At 35.4% G+C, this 15,964-nt stretch carries 14 protein-coding genes; 9 read left to right on the top strand and 5 right to left on the bottom strand.

Annotated features, from left to right (window positions below; translation table 11 throughout):
- The first annotated feature begins 147 nt into the window (after positions 1-147).
- From EK417_RS19250 to EK417_RS19220, 7 genes are all read left to right on the top strand, one after another.
- A complete protein-coding gene (locus EK417_RS19250; protein ID WP_076597540.1) occupies positions 148-759 on the top strand; it encodes an L-threonylcarbamoyladenylate synthase in 612 nt (203 codons plus the stop codon).
- A 24-nt stretch (positions 760-783) separates the two neighbouring features.
- Positions 784-1,485, top strand: coding sequence for a CPBP family intramembrane glutamic endopeptidase (locus EK417_RS19245; RefSeq protein WP_110366315.1), 702 nt, complete (start codon positions 784-786; stop codon positions 1,483-1,485).
- A gap of 4 nt (positions 1,486-1,489) precedes the next feature.
- Entirely contained in the window at positions 1,490-2,248 is a 759-nt protein-coding gene (yaaA, locus tag EK417_RS19240; RefSeq protein WP_136523078.1) for a peroxide stress protein YaaA, read from the top strand.
- Positions 2,249-3,097, top strand: a complete 849-nt coding sequence (gene prmC / locus EK417_RS19235) for a peptide chain release factor N(5)-glutamine methyltransferase (RefSeq protein ID WP_136523077.1) — start codon at positions 2,249-2,251, stop codon at positions 3,095-3,097.
- Positions 3,098-3,111: 14 nt separating this feature from the next.
- The gene (locus EK417_RS19230; protein ID WP_110366318.1) at positions 3,112-3,471 is read left to right on the top strand and encodes a DUF4180 domain-containing protein; all 360 of its coding nucleotides are present in this window, start codon (positions 3,112-3,114) and stop codon (positions 3,469-3,471) included.
- Positions 3,472-3,992: 521 nt separating this feature from the next.
- Positions 3,993-4,565, top strand: a complete 573-nt coding sequence (locus EK417_RS19225) for a phage tail-like protein (protein ID WP_083688917.1) — start codon at positions 3,993-3,995, stop codon at positions 4,563-4,565.
- 7 nt (positions 4,566-4,572) lie between these two features.
- Complete coding sequence (locus EK417_RS19220; RefSeq protein ID WP_136523076.1) at positions 4,573-6,114, top strand: lectin-like domain-containing protein; 1,542 nt, start codon at positions 4,573-4,575, stop codon at positions 6,112-6,114.
- 17 nt (positions 6,115-6,131) lie between these two features.
- On the opposite strand, the gene EK417_RS19215 is transcribed toward EK417_RS19220, so the two are convergent.
- From EK417_RS19215 to EK417_RS19195, 5 genes are all read right to left on the bottom strand, one after another.
- Positions 6,132-6,344: a hypothetical protein gene (locus EK417_RS19215; protein WP_136523075.1), complete on the bottom strand. Its 213-nt coding sequence runs from the start codon at positions 6,342-6,344 to the stop codon at positions 6,132-6,134.
- 61 nt (positions 6,345-6,405) lie between these two features.
- Positions 6,406-7,059, bottom strand: a complete 654-nt coding sequence (locus EK417_RS19210) for a rhomboid family intramembrane serine protease (protein WP_110366320.1) — start codon at positions 7,057-7,059, stop codon at positions 6,406-6,408.
- Positions 7,060-7,071: 12 nt separating this feature from the next.
- The gene (locus EK417_RS19205) at positions 7,072-9,651 is read right to left on the bottom strand and encodes a DNA gyrase/topoisomerase IV subunit A (RefSeq protein ID WP_136523074.1); all 2,580 of its coding nucleotides are present in this window, start codon (positions 9,649-9,651) and stop codon (positions 7,072-7,074) included.
- Positions 9,626-10,132: a hypothetical protein gene (locus EK417_RS19200; RefSeq protein ID WP_076597532.1), complete on the bottom strand. Its 507-nt coding sequence runs from the start codon at positions 10,130-10,132 to the stop codon at positions 9,626-9,628. The genes EK417_RS19205 and EK417_RS19200 overlap by 26 nt, the downstream gene beginning before the upstream one ends.
- Before the next feature lie 107 nt (positions 10,133-10,239).
- A complete protein-coding gene (locus EK417_RS19195; RefSeq protein ID WP_076597531.1) occupies positions 10,240-12,126 on the bottom strand; it encodes a DNA topoisomerase IV subunit B in 1,887 nt (628 codons plus the stop codon).
- A 141-nt stretch (positions 12,127-12,267) separates the two neighbouring features.
- Between EK417_RS19195 and EK417_RS19190 the strand changes: the two genes are divergently transcribed.
- Both EK417_RS19190 and EK417_RS19185 read left to right on the top strand, forming a co-directional pair.
- Complete coding sequence (locus EK417_RS19190; RefSeq protein ID WP_136523073.1) at positions 12,268-15,174, top strand: sensor histidine kinase; 2,907 nt, start codon at positions 12,268-12,270, stop codon at positions 15,172-15,174.
- Positions 15,164-15,895 (top strand): LytR/AlgR family response regulator transcription factor, encoded by a 732-nt coding sequence (locus tag EK417_RS19185; RefSeq protein ID WP_076597529.1) that lies wholly within the window; start codon positions 15,164-15,166, stop codon positions 15,893-15,895. Before EK417_RS19190 ends, EK417_RS19185 begins: the two co-directional genes overlap by 11 nt.
- Positions 15,896-15,964 lie beyond the last annotated feature (69 nt).

Here is a 15,964-nt window from a genome sequence, read left to right as displayed (position 1 = left end):
CCTTCGGGTTATGAGCCCGACGAGCTACCTACTGCTCCATCCCGCGATATTGGATTGCAAAGGTACGAATATTTTTCAAAAATCCTAATTTTTCTTTTAAATAAAGGACTTTTATGAAAACTATTTTATTATTTGTATCTTTGTTTTATGGCAAAAATATTAAAAATTTATCCGGACAACCCACAGGAAAATCTTGTGAATGAGGTTATTAAAACATTAAATAATGGCGGGCTGATTATCTATCCATCTGATACAATCTATGCTCTGGGCTGTAATATTTTTGATATAAAAGCCATGGAAAAACTGGCTCAGCTCAAAAAAATGAAACTTGAGAAGTCTAAATTCTCCATTATCTGTAATGATCTCAGCCATCTTTCGGACTTTACCAAACCGATTGACACTTCAATTTTCCGGTTTCTGAAAAGTCATCTTCCGGGACCGTTTACTTTCATTCTTGAAGCCAATAAAAGTTTACCTTTAGCTTACAAAGGTCACAAAACAATTGGTATTCGTGTTCCTGATCATCCGATTCCGCAACTTATTGTTGAAAAACTGGGTCACCCCATTGCCTCTACTTCCATTAAAGATGATGATGAAATCATAGAATATTCTACCGATCCAGAACTTATTGCAGAAAAATATGATCATCTGGTAGATATTGTGATTGATTCAGGGTATGGAGATAATGTGGCTTCCACTATTGTAGACCTCACTTCGGGAGAACCGGAAATTATCCGTCAGGGAAAAGGGATTGTTTAAGTTCTAGGTTTAAGGTACTGAATTATGAGTTTTAGCGGGAAATATTCTGCCGGAATTTTGCTCACCTTTATTATTTTGGCAGCTGCAATGCTGTATGGTTTTCCAGCTGTTACAATGGTAACGGGAACAAAAGGAATCACAGAAGTCAATTTTTTTCTTAACAGAATTGTGCTATGGATCATTCTTATCATTGTATTTCTGTACAGCATCTTTATTGAAAAAAAAACTTTTTTACTTAAGGAAGAGAAAAAATACCCTGCTGCATTTTATATCAGAGCTGTGGTGAGCCTATATTTTATCTGTTTGATTGGCGGAGGCATTCTGAATGCAGCGATCCAATTTTTTATGCAGGAAAAAATAAGTGATAAGCTTCTCAACCTTGCTCCTATTTTTAGAAATAATTATTTTTTAGTTATTTTTACATGCCTTACCGCTGCTATTGTAGAGGAATTCCTGATGCGGGGTTATGTACAGCCCAGGCTGGAAAAAATTTATAACAATCCCACCGTTGCAATTGTTATTTCATCGGTCTTATTTGGAATTTTACATAGTACTTACGGTACCGTAAGCCAGGTTCTCGGACCTTTCTTTATCGGGATCGTGTTTGCTGTATTTTATAAACGCTATTCAAATATTAAAATTCTGATCATCTGTCATTTTATGATTGATTTTATCGCAATGATGATGATGAATTTTATTGATATTAAACACTTATCTGTATTTTAACATTATGAAAATTATAACATCACCTGCAAAATTAATGAACGTGGAAAATTCAACAGATTTTTTGAAATCTTCTACTCCGAGATTCATTGAAGATGCAGCATTGATACAGTCTTATTTAAAAGAAAAATCGCCAAAATATCTTTCCGACCTTATGGAAATATCGCCTAAGCTTGCTGATGAAAACTGGGAAAGAAATCAAAAATGGAAATCCAAACCTACAGCAAAAGAATCTGCTCCTGCAATGTTTGCCTTTACAGGAGAGGTTTATAGAGGTCTGGATGCCAAAACATTGGATAAAAATGCCGTAGATTACCTGCAAAAAAACTACAGAATACTTTCCGGGCTTTACGGGTTACTGAAACCTTCGGATAAAGTGATGCTTTACAGACTTGAAATGGGCCGTCCTTTTGAATTTGAACAATACAAAAATCTGTATGAATTCTGGAGAGAAAAGATTACAGAACAGTTGAATTCTGAAATGAAAAAAGGAGAAATCCTACTTCAACTTGCCAGCAATGAATATGGAAAAGTAATTGACAGAAAGAAACTGAACCACAAAGTAATCGATTTTGATTTTTATGAATTAAAAGATGGAAAACTGAAGACCATTGTGGTGTATACAAAGCATGCAAGAGGTCTTGTGGTAAGATTCTGTGCAGAAACCAATGCCAAAACACTGGAGGATGTAAAAGCATTCAACTATGAAGGATACAGAATTGATGAAGAGAAGTCTACGGATACAAAACTGGTTTTTACAAGATAAATGACAATTTCAGCATTTAAAAAATATTTCAGGACAGAACTTTCCGGCCTTTACACGGAGTCGGAAGCTGTGTTTTTATCGTCTTTATTCATTCATCAAATCGCAGGTTTCGATGCATTTCAGCAGAGAAGATTCTCTGAACAGGAACTTCTGACTGATGATAAAGAAAAGTTGTGTCATTTTATTTCAGAACTTAAAACCGGAAGACCTTATCAGCAGATATTGGGAGAAACAGAATTTTACGGAATGAAATTCTTTGTAGACGAAAATGTATTAATTCCCCGCCCTGAAACGGAGGAGCTGTTGGAAATTGCTATCAGAGAAATACAAGGTTCTAAGTCTAAAATTCAGAATTTAAAGATTCTGGATATAGGAACCGGAAGCGGAGTTATCCCTCTGATTTTAAAGAAATATTTTCCGGAAGCAAACGTTTCATCTGTTGATTTTTCCGAAAACGCATTGAAGACCGCAAAAAGAAATGCAGAATATCATCAATTGGAAATCCGGTTCATCCATGCGGACTATCTCAATTTCGAACTGGCTGAAAACTATGACATCATTATTTCAAATCCGCCTTACATCGGGATTGAAGAAGAAATAGAAATTGCTGATTCAGTAAAAGAATTTGAACCAAAAATGGCACTTTTCTCCCCTACTTCAGATGCGCTGATCTTTTACAGAAAAATTTCTGAAGATGCTAAAAAGCATTTGAATGAAGACGGACTTTTGTTTTTAGAAATCAATCAGAAACTGGGTTCTGAAACGCTGGAATTGTATCAGGATTTTTCTAATGTTCGATTATTGAAGGATTTATCTGAAAACGACAGGTTTATTTACGGAAGGAAATAATTATTATTTACATCATGTTCATCAAATCACACGAAATCAATACCCTGAAAATTGCAGAAATTATTTCTGATGACCTCATTATCCAGTCTGCTCAGGACGGGCTGGATCTTATGGGAAATATCTATTATCAGGGCTTTGATAAAGTTATTCTTCACGAAAAAAATATAAGTCCTGCGTTCTTTGATTTAAAAACAAAAATTGCCGGAGAGATTCTTCAGAAGTTCTCAAACTATCGCATAGGATTGGCTATTATAGGTGATTTTAGCCAATATAAAAGCAAAAGCATGAAGGATTTTATTTTTGAAAGTAATAAAACAAAGCATATTAATTTTCTAAGCACTTTGAATGATGCGTTGAATAATTTTTCAAAATAGATTCTTGTTCAGTCTTTGTATTAAAAAGGTAATTTTTTTCTTCATTTTCAAGTATCAATATCATCAGTTTTTTAAGATTTTTTAATACAATAGAAAGATTTGCATAATAAAAAAAATCTCATTGATTTATAAATTATGTAAAAATTTAAAATAAAATACGTTAATTATTGAGAGAAATTTAGAATTAATTCTATAAACACAAACACTTGAATATTTCTTTGTATATTTGCAAAAAACACGAGGAATATGAATCTTACTTATTTAAAAGCTTATACGGCTACATAATTCAATTTACTTTTTCGACTATCAAGGTTAGACTTAGAACGTTTCCTGATGAATCATACTTGCTATATCTATGGTGAGCTTTTGAAAGAACGGATCTTATTATAGCATGCTTTAAGCCGAACAATTCATTACTTCAATGAACTTGCTGATGATAGTTATTTCCCTAAAGAATTAAGCCTGATGAATATTTCTTCAAAAAAACATACAATACACAGATAAAAAATTATTAAGACATCATGATTAAAAAATTATTTCTACCAATCGTTTTAGCAAGCTCACTTTCTTTCGCACAAGTTGGGATTAACACATCCACACCTGAAGAAAGTGCTATTCTGGATGTTTATAGCCAAAATAAAGGAATGCTGATACCCAGACTTACCACAGCAAAAAGAGATGCAATCGTAAATCCGGCTAACTCGCTTCTTATCTATGATACCGACAAAAAATGTTTAAGTCAGAATATCGGAACTCCAATTAAACCTGATTGGCTTTGTATCAGCAGTAATGCTGTAAAAATGTTTTACATGCCAAGTGTTTCTTTTGACACTTCCACCACTGCTAATGGTAGAACTAAAGATTTATATACCTTGTATAAAACTCAGTTTGGATCTCCAAAAGCAAAAAGTACCAGTGCTCCTGCTGCAATTCCTTTTTTTCCGTCAAGTAAAGACCTTTACTATTATGTAACGGATGCTGATCCTAATGTATTCAGTAACATTTCTATTTCTGATGATGGAGTAATGACCTATAATGTAAAAGCAGCAGCAACAGACTGTTCTTTTATTAATATTGTTTTCGTTGTTAAATAATTGAGTTATGATAAAAAGCAGCTCAATTTTACGATACAAAAGATTCTTGTTTACGTTTTCCTTGTTTATTTTTTCTCAGAATATTCAGGCACAGAACGAACAGGGAACCGGCTATCCGTATTTTGTAAATTTCACCCAGGGTCTGCAGCCTCAGGAAGCTTATAAGGTAGTTACCAGCGGCGTTCAGAATGATGCAACCTTTACTACGGATGGACTAAGACTTACCCGAAGTGTCAATAATATCTCGGGAGGAGTGATACTTGCTGATAAAATATTCAAGAGTGACCAGGGAATCAAGTTCGAGTTTGAATTCGCTATTTATGGGGGGAATACCAACGGAGGAGATGGGATTTCTATCTTCTTATTGGATGGATCTATCCCTAAAAACCAGCTTAATCTCGGATACTTTGGTGGAGGACTAGGATATAGCTTTGTACGCGGAGGAGAATCTACAGAAGGACTGAGAGGAGCCTATCTGGGAATAGGTCTGGATGAATTCGGAAACTTTAAAACAAGCTTTAACCAGGGCGAAAGGGTTAGAAATGGAATATTTGGAGTGGGACTTGCTGGTGGACGAAGTAATGTTTCATTAAGAGGAAAGCGTGGAAACCAATACCTGTCTTCTGCTGAACCTGCCGGATATAATGGGTATCCGTTGCTTTATAGTATTGCCACTAATGCATCCCCTTCAAGCAGCAACAGATCTGCTTACCTCGATACGGCTACAGGAAAATACATTGGCATTAAAAATACGACTCTTCAACAATTCAGCATTGAAAGTGGCGGAACAACAATTCCTCAAAATGAAAATGATGCAAGGTTCCGTAAAGCATATGTTACCCTTGTTCCCAATCCAGCCGGAGGTTACAATATAACCCTGGAAATACAGCACGGAACGGTAAAAGAAAAAGTGATTGATAATTATTACTACCCTACTTCTCTGAAATATACTGAGACTACCATTTCCAACAGTACAGTAAGAACGCTGGATACTTCAGCGCCTTCTACTTTCAGAATCGGATTTGCCGCTTCTACCGGAGCTGCCAAAAATATTCATTTATTGAAAAACTTAGGGGTTACAAGACCTTATGCTGCTGAAGTAACCGATGATTTGTTTGCCGGATGCCCGGGGATAAAGTCAATCTATTACCCTTTGCTTAATGATGCGGCTTATTCGTCGGCAAATGGCCAAAACCCTCCAACCCTTTCGTATAACAATCTTGATTTTAATTCATTCCGTTTTTTGGATAATAACGGAGCGGTGATTCCCAATATAACAGATGGAGTCTATACCAACAGTCAGGGAACATGGACGTATTTCCCAACTACCGGAGCGCTTTCATTCAAACCTGCGGCAGGATTCACAGGAGTAGCCCAGGTACAGTATGATATTAAAGGAGGTGGAAGTAATGGTACTGAAGCGCCTTACAACAAGGAAGAGTACAGATCATTGCCGGCATTGGTACAGGTTAATATTTCAAATGCCAATAACTGCAGCAAAGCCTGTGTTATTTCCAATAAAAATGTAACTCAGAAAATCACAAGATAATTGGATAAAACCAGCTTTTAGGAGCTGGTTTTTTTATTTTTAACAGGATTTTCAATAAAATACTGAACAGCATCTTCGATCGCTTTATCAATAGGCTGATATTGAAAGCCTGTTTCATACAACCAAAAGGTAGAAACAGATAGAAAAATACCCCGAACCAGAAATCGGCTTTTAAAGAATACCATCTTTAGCAGAAAAAGCAAAACCAATGAACCATAGATCAGTATCATGATGAAACTGTTTAACTCTTATGTGTTCATTGGTTTTTATATTTTGATTAAGAATAGTTTTTTATCCTATTCGTTTCCTTACAAATATTTCATAGCCCAAATAGATGAGCGGAAGTGACATGATTCCTATATAAATTCCATTTTGCATGGCATGTTCCGGTGCATTGATGACAGCATATATTAATCCCAAAAAAGCTCCTCCCAAATGAGCAGCATGTCCGATATTATCATGTATTCTCGGATTCAGCATCATATATACAGAATACCCGAAATAGACTAACCCAAAAATAAATCCAGGAATACCAATCGGAATAAAGAAAAGATATATCTTAAGATCAGGAATCAGTGCTATGGAAGCAAAAAGAATTCCTGAAACACCACCACTCGCTCCTACGGCAGAGTACCAGGGCTGTTTTTGATAAATGTATAATGAGAGAAAATTCCCCAGCAATATTGCTCCCAGGTATACAATGATAAATCCTATATTTCCGAAGCTCTGAATGACAATAGGTGCAAAGAAATACAGTGTAAACATATTGAATACGAGGTGCATGATATCAGCATGTAAAAATCCTGATGAAAGCAATCGAATATATTCTTTTTTATGAAGAATAGCACCAACATTAAATTTATATTTTTCCGTAATAGCGGGATTATTAAAAGCTATGAAGCTTATAATAGCTGTAATTGCAATAAATAATATTAAAATGTTCATTTCTCTTTAATTTTAAGATTCGTCACCCTGGAACAGATCACCTATAATTCCTCCTTCTTCATCAGTTTCTCCTGCAGGTTCAGGATCTTCATATACTTCAGGCTCTTCTTCTACCGGTTCAGGGATGGTAATATTGATTGCCTTCACTTTGAACTTGGTAAACTGGTTTCCAATAGCCTTTATTCCTTTTACGGCTATGAATTCATCAATATTTACTGTTTCCGGCTCACGTTCCTTTCCTTTATCTTTTGCGAAGATGATTTCTGCCGTGACATTGTTGGCAACAATTACATTTTCGATGAATGATTTCGGATGTTCAGAAGGCATAAAAGTCTGTACATTGACAGTATTTTCCAATAGGAATCTCTTGATGAAATAAATATCTTTTTCTCCATCGTAATAGATACAGGTGATTGGCTGTGCAGGTCTCCATTTTTCCAATACCAGATATTCATCATCAAAACGATTACCAAGGTCAAAAGATACCAGTTTTACTTCACCATTTGTATTGATGGTCAAAATTTTGTCATCTCCTTTAAAGCTTCCCAACAATGTTCCTCTTGCATCGGCATTCAGTCTTCTTACCGTATCATCAAACCAGATTTTTCTGGGTGCCAGCGTAGAAACTCCTTCTTCCTTCATATCTACTTTCTTAACAGCATATTTAGTTACCAGATTTCCTTTGGAATCACGGCCTTTGATGGCCAGATCGGAGAAATTGATCTCCATTTTGTTCTTTCTGATTCTTGGGTTTGGCTTTAAAAGCACGGTTACGGTTTCTGCCTCACCATTAGGATTGGCTGAGAAATACAGTGTTTCAGAACCTTTTTTATCTGAAGCTAACGGATAATCTGTATTTCGGGTTACTCCGGTTACAGAAAAGCGTTTCATATAATAGGGTCCTTCACGGCCTTCCCGGTAGATCATATTATAGACTGTCCTTTTATCGTTTTTCTTCCATACGGCAACATGAAGGATATCTTTACCAATAAAAGTTTTAGCTTCCACTTTTACAACCTTCATACTTCCGTCTTTTCTGAATGTGATGATATCATCAATGTCGGAACAGTCGAATAAATACTGATCTTTCTTCAGAGATGTTCCAATGAAGCCTTCTTCGAAATTTGCATAGAATTTTTCATTGGCTACGGCCACTTTCGTAGCATCAATGGTATCAAAGATTCTAAGCTCTGTCTTTCTTTGTTTGTCTTTACCGTATTTTTTCTGAATATTTAAATAATAATCGATAGCATAAGCGATCAGGTTGGCCAGGTTGTATTTCACCTGTTCTATTTTACCTTCCAGTGATGCAATATTTTCTTTAAATTTATCTAAATCGAATCTTGAAATCCTCTTGATTCTGATCTCTGTCAGTTTTAAGATATCCTCTTCTGTAACGGCTCTTAAAAGATGTTTGGTATGAGGTTTTAATCCTGCATCAATGGTCTTCAATACCTCTTCCCAGGTTTTTACCTCTTCAATATCGTGATAAATTCTGTTTTCAATGAAAATTCTTTCCAGTGAAGAGAAGTGCCAGCTTTCCTGAAGTTCATGAAGTTCTATTTCCAATTCTTTCTTCAGTAATGAAACGGTATGATCTGTATTCGTTTTAAGAATATCGGATACATTCAGAAACATAGGTTTATCTCCTACAATTACACAGGCATTCGGAGAAATTGTTACCTGACAGTCTGTAAATGCATACAGCGCATCAATAGTCTTATCCGGTGAAACATCATTATGAATATGGATCAGGATTTCTACTTTATCTGAAGTATTGTCCTCAATTTTTTTGATTTTGATCTTTCCTTTCTCGTTGGCTTTTAGAATAGAGTCAATAAGATCTGTTGTTGTTTTGGAGTAAGGAAGTTCAGAAATTACTAATGTATGTTTATCCGTCTGGGTAATTTTGGCTCTTGCTCTTACCTTTCCTCCTCTGTGACCATCATTATATTCTGAAACATCAAGATAACCGGCCGTTAAAAAGTCCGGATAGAGTTCAAATTTCTTACCTTTTAAATAGGCTACAGATGCGTTAATAAGTTCATTAAAGTTATGAGGAAGTATTTTTGTAGAAAGTCCTACTCCAATACCTTCCACTCCCTGTGCGAGAAGCAGCGGGAATTTCACCGGTAAATCGATAGGTTCATTGTTTCTTCCGTCATAAGACTTAGTCCAATCTGTAGTTTTAGGATTAAAGACTACTTCCAGGGCAAAAGGTGTCAGCCTTGCTTCAATATATCTCGCGGCAGCTGCAGAGTCTCCAGTGTAAATATTACCCCAGTTTCCCTGCGTATCTATTAGAAGTTCTTTCTGCCCGATCTGCACCATGGCATCTGTAATGGAAGCATCACCATGTGGGTGATATTTCATGGTATTTCCCACGATATTGGCTACTTTATTATAACGGCCGTCTTCCAGCTCCCGCATGGAGTGCATAATTCTTCTTTGAACGGGTTTTAATCCGTCATATATTGAAGGGATAGCTCTATCCAGAATTACATAGGAAGCATAATCAAGAAACCAGTCTTTGTACAGGCCGGAAACTTTTTTTAGGCTTTCACCCTCATACGAATATTCTTCTGTCGTCATCTATTTTATCTTTTTTCTCTTTATTAGCTTTCACTACTTTGTTCAGAGAGAGTTTTAAATCGTTTACTTCTTTGTCGCCTAAATAAGAGATCTGATATTTGAGTATGGTAGAACCATTATTCTTACTGGAAACGGTAATATATAATCTTTTGAAGAACAGGATACTAACTACATCATATTTTATCAGTTTATATTTTGGAAATTCGTCATGAAGAGGTTTGTTAAAAAAAGGAATGACATTCCTGTTTTTAAAATTCAAAGCTTCTCCATCACTGTCATATTCAAAAATCTGTCTTCCTCTGATATAAAAGATAATCAGCAGCAAAACAGGAACAATAATTAATAAATAACTTTCTTTACCCATGGCATGAAATCTATATTCATTAGCTACGAATACAGTTAAACCAAATACTGCCATCATCACAAGCAGTGTACTCAAAGAGTTATAAATTGACGCTTTATTACGGTTACTTAGTCTCATTTTAATTTATTGGCTGTGTAAGTTTTAAATTTCCTACTTCATCCAAAAGTGTGCTTTTTTCAGTCTGCAATGCTTTTTACAACCAGCTTTTTAAGTTATAAGTTTTTTTAATTTTCTAATTCATCCAGCATTTCTTTTTTATCAATATCCTTATCATCTTCTACTACAAGGTTTTCAAGAATGAAGGTCTGTCTGTCGGGAGTATTTTTTCCCATGTAGAATTCCAGAAGTTGATCAATCGTCTGGTCTTTCCCCACTACTACAGGTTCTAAACGGATATCTTTACCAATGAAATGCTTAAATTCGTCCGGAGAGATTTCTCCTAATCCCTTAAATCGGGTGATTTCAGGATTTTTTCCTAGTTCGTTTAATGCTTTTATTCTTTCTGTTTCTGTATAACAATATCTTGTTTCTTTTTTATTTCTTACTCTGAATAACGGAGTCTGAAGGATATAAAGGTGTCCGTTTTTAATCAGATCCGGAAAGAACTGCAGGAAGAAAGTAATCATCAGCAGACGGATGTGCATCCCGTCAACATCGGCATCGGTAGCAATAATTACCTGGTTGTATCTCAGGTCTTCCAGACTTTCTTCAATATTTAAAGCTGCCTGAAGAAGGTTAAATTCTTCATTTTCATACACTACTTTCTTAGTAAGACCATAGCAGTTAAGCGGTTTACCCTTTAATGAAAATACGGCCTGCGTTTCTACATCTCTGGATTTTGTGATGGATCCGGATGCAGAATCTCCTTCGGTAATGAAGATCTGCGTATCTCCCTTTCTTTCGGCTTTCTGATCGTTATAATGCTGTCTGCAGTCACGAAGTTTTTTATTGTGAAGAGATACTTTTTTTGCTCTTTCTCTGGCCAGTTTCTGAATTCCGGAAAGTTCTTTTCTTTCTCTTTCTGAAATTAATATTTTTCTCTGGATTGCTTCTGCTATTTCCGGATTTTTGTGTAAGAAATTATCCAGTTTACTCTTAAGGAAATCAATAATAAATGTTCTTACAGTGGGTCCGTTCGGTCCCATATCATTAGATCCTAATTTTGTTTTGGTCTGGGATTCGAAAACGGGTTCTTCTACATTAATGGAAATCGCAGCAATGATAGACTTTCTGATGTCAGAAGCATCAAAACTTTTATTAAAAAATTCACGAACCGTCTTTACATACGCTTCACGGAATGCATTAAGGTGTGTTCCTCCCTGCGTTGTATTCTGCCCGTTCACGAATGAGAAATAGGTTTCTGTCTGTGATTTGTCAGAATGGGTAATGGCTACCTCAATATCATCATCCTTTAGATGAATGATCGGATAAAGGATATCGCTTTCCAGCTCTTCTTCCAATAAGTCTTTAAGACCGTTTTCAGAATAATAGGTTTCTCCGTTGAACAGGATTTTTAATCCGGGATTCAGATAAGCATAGTTGCGGAGCATTCTTTCGATATACTCTTTTCTGTATTTGAAATGCAGGAAGATTTCTCCATCAGGAATAAAGGAAATTTCAGTACCGTTTCTGTCCGACGTTTCTTTCTCATCAAAGTTTTCTTTGATCATTCCGCGGGAGAATTCAGCAGCTTTCATTTTTCCGTCACGAAAAGAACGAACTCTGAAGTAGTCTGAAAGGGCATTTACCGCTTTGGTACCAACTCCGTTCAATCCTACAGATTTTTTAAAGGCTTTACTATCGTACTTACCCCCTGTATTCATTTTTGAGACAGCGTCTACCACCTTCCCTAGCGGAATCCCACGTCCAAAGTCACGAATTGTAACTTTGCCATCGTCCAGCTTTATTTCAATTCTTTTCCCTGATCTCATCCTGAACTCATCAATAGAGTTGTCAAGAATTTCTTTTAACAGGATATAAATACCATCATCAGCGGAAGAACCATCACCGAGCTTCCCGATGTACATGCCGGGACGCAGACGGATGTGTTCCTGCCAATCAAGGGTTCTGATATTATCTTCGGAGTAGGTTGGGTTTATTTCTTGTGACATATATGATTTCAGCAAACATACAAAAGTACGAAATTGTCCAAAATTATCCGAATTTTTTCATCTTGTTTTTTTTCAATATTCTGCCACAAACATTGTATTATTCTTAATCAAATTATATATTTACGAAATTATCATTGTCATGTGAAAAATTTATTTACTTTCCTCACATTATCTCTAAGTTTATTCTTTTCCTCCTTATTTCCTTCACAGATCCCCGGGATGGTGAACTACAGTGATGAGGAAGGATTAAACTGCTCCTATACCTATCATCTGAGACAAGATAAAAATGGCTTCATCTGGATAGGCAGCGATAACGGCTTATTCAGATTTGATGGAAAAGAATTTAAGCAGTACGGTAAGAAAGAAGGTTTAAAGAATATTGATATTATATCCTGTGAGCCTTTGCCCAACGGTGAGGTATTCATTCTTCCCTTTCTGAATGATTTTGCTTATTTAAAAAACGGCCGTGTTATCAATCTGAATATTAATGATTATGTAAAAAATCAGTTTTCAAGCTCAATTCCGAAAGTTACCCGTGACGGAAACCGACTTTATTTTTATGGAAATTTCAATCCTCAGAATATTTTCATCTATGAAAATGGAAAAGTTAAAAAGATGCCTGTCCCATTAGATTATGGGAAAAGATCTTTTGCAACGCTCAGGTTTGAGCCACACACTTACAATCTCTATTTACATGATCCTCATCAGGGAGATATACTTGTCTACAACATCACTACCGGAAAAAAACAACATTGGAAAGGAGGTATTGGAAGTATGATCTGTGAAAAAGGTGATCTGTTTGTGTTCTTACATAAAAATACCATTGAAGTTTATCAGCTCTCTGCTTACTCAGGTATAAAAAAGATCCTGTCTTATGACTGTAGTACACAAGAGAATGTCTTCTACGGACTTATTGATAAAAACAATAAATTATGGTTGAATATAAGTAACGGCGGCGTTTTATATTTCAACCAATCCCTGACCGAAAAGAAGAAAACTCTTGATACTCCTGTTAAGATACTGGAGCGGTATGTGATCAATAATGTTCTGGTAGACAAGGATGATAATGTATGGTTCAATTCGCGTAATAACGGTGTGTTTTTCATATCAAAATCCCTTTTTGCCAATCATATCAATTTGCCTGTAAAAAGTAATTCTGAGTATATAAAAGCCATTGCAAAAGATAACGGAAATATTCTTCTCGGCTACAATCAATCTGCCGGAGCTCTTATCAGCAAAAACAATAAAATACAAAATATAACCCTTGATAAAGGTGATAAAGATGAAAATATTGCTGTGTATTTAAAAGGCAATATTTCCATTTTCGGTTTATCAGGTAAGGTTATTGTTCATGATATGTCCAATAACACTTCTAAAAAAATATACTGTTCTCTCAAAAACATTGTTTCCTACACCCCGGATTCCTTATTTTTCTGTACATCAGGCGGTTTATTGATATACAATTTAAAAAGCAAAAAAATAACCACTCTTTTTCAGGAGCGGGTATACACGGTTTTTCCTTATGACAGGAAGAATCTGTTTATTGGCAGCTTCAGTGATCTGTACAAATATAATGTCAGAACGGGAAAAAAAACTTTATTTTTAAAAGGATACTATTTTACGGATATCAAAAAATTAGATAGCCACACCTATCTGGGATCTACTAACCTCTATGGAATCATTATTTTTAATACTAAAGGAATTTTAAGAAAAATCGGAAGGAATAACGGATTAATCAATGACCAGGTAAAAAAAATAGAGGTAGAAAATAAAAATACGTTCTGGGCAAGCACCAATTCAGGGATATCCAGAATCGAACTAACAGCAAAGAATCAACGTATCAATAATTTTACCCAGACAGACGGTCTTCCCTCTGATGCGGTAGCCGGCTGTGTGATAAAAAATGACACCATCTTCATTGGAACATCTAAAGGGCTTGGGATATTTTCCATCAAAAAACTACTGACTCAGGAAAAATTTATTCATAAAAAGGTGGTCATTAACTCAGTATCGATTGAAAATAATGAGCACTACGACCTACAGAAAAGCCTGACTGCTTATGCCCACAATACGGTTATTTTCAATCTCAGCTTTCTTGATTATACCTCATTGGGAAAAATAAGTTATAAATACAAACTGGAAGGCCTTAATAATTCATGGCAGATCAATAATTCTTCTAAAATTATCTTCAGCTCTATTCCCCCGGGTAAGTATACCTTCCGGGTTTACGGTTTAGGATATAACGGAAAACAATCCTATGCTTCTTCTGACATCACTTTTGATATAAAACCTCTGTTCTGGCAGACCTGGTGGTTCAGGCTGATATTGGTGATCATCTTTATCGGAACTTTATTGATAATTATCTTTTCTTATCTCCATAAAAAACGGAATAAGAAGCTGGAAAAAATGGAGTATGAAAAGAAGATTGCCGAACTTGAACTTCAGGCTATTAAAGCTCAGATCAATCCTCATTTTATTTACAACTGCCTGAATTCCATTCAATTTTTATTATATAAAAAAGAGTACCGCGAAACAGAAAACTACCTGGATATTTTCGCCAAGATGATACGAAAAACACTTTATTATTCGGAAAAAACCTTCATGTCTATAAAAGATGAAGTGGAATATCTCACTTTATATCTTGATATGGAAAAGCTCCGTGTAAAAGATCTTTTTGAGTATAAAATTATTATTTCCGGACAGATAGATCAAAACTGGACTATTCCTTCTTTACTGATACAGCCTTTCGTAGAAAATGCCATAAAACATGGTATTTCAGGATTAAAAGACAGAAAAGGAGAAATTATCATCAGCTTTGATTATACGAATGTTTCTTTATGTATTACCATTGAAGATAATGGCCCAGGAATCTCCAATCAGGAATCTTTGAAAAAAGACAACTCCTTTGGGGTAAAACTTTCTCATAAAAGAATTGAGACTTTCAAACAGCTTTTTGACACCAATATATTTTTAGAAATCAATACCCTTACTGAAAATAATCGGCAGGGAACACAAATCAAACTTTATATAAGACCTTATGAGAAATAAAATACAGGCATGCATTGTTGATGATGAACAAGACGGAAGAGATTATATTGCATTACTTATGGAAAATGAATTTCCTGAAATCAACATAGAATTTCGGGCTTCCTCTGTTGAAGAAGCTTATATTTACCTTATCAAAAACTCTCCTGACATTCTGTTTCTGGATGTTCAGCTGGGCGATGGAACCACTTTCGATTTACTCTCAAAGTTAAATGAAGTTCATTCCCAGATTATTTTTATCACAGCTTACGAAAATTTTGCTATTCAGGCGATTAAAAATGGGGCTACAGATTATCTTTTAAAACCTATAAAAAAAATGGATTTTATTATTGCCGTTAATAAGGCACTGGATCATATCAAAAAAATGCAGCCTTCACATCATACTCATTTAAAGGACAACAGAATCATTCTTTCTACTCTTCAGGGCTTTAAGTTTATAGAAATATCCAACATTATCCGCTGTGAAGCAGATTCAAGCTATACCTTTTTTTATCTTGCCGATAAATCAAAAATAATGGTATCCAGAACTCTTCATGAATTTGAACCTATTCTGATGGAACACCATTTTTTCAGGATACATCATAAGCATCTTATTAATATTGATCATCTTCAGGAGTATATTAAAGGCCGAGGCGGTCAGGTAGTGATGAGCGACGGATCTGTTCTGGATGTTTCTTACCGCAAGAAGAATGATTTTCTTTCCATCATAGGAAAACCCGAATAAACATTTTCTTTCGCACTTACTTATTCAACCTTCGCACTTATTAGTTGCTGCTGTTTTTTGCTAAAATTC

This window comes from Chryseobacterium candidae, assembly GCF_004916905.1.
Lineage (GTDB): Bacteria > Bacteroidota > Bacteroidia > Flavobacteriales > Weeksellaceae > Chryseobacterium > Chryseobacterium candidae.
This window is presented reverse-complemented; position numbering and strand designations above follow the sequence as displayed.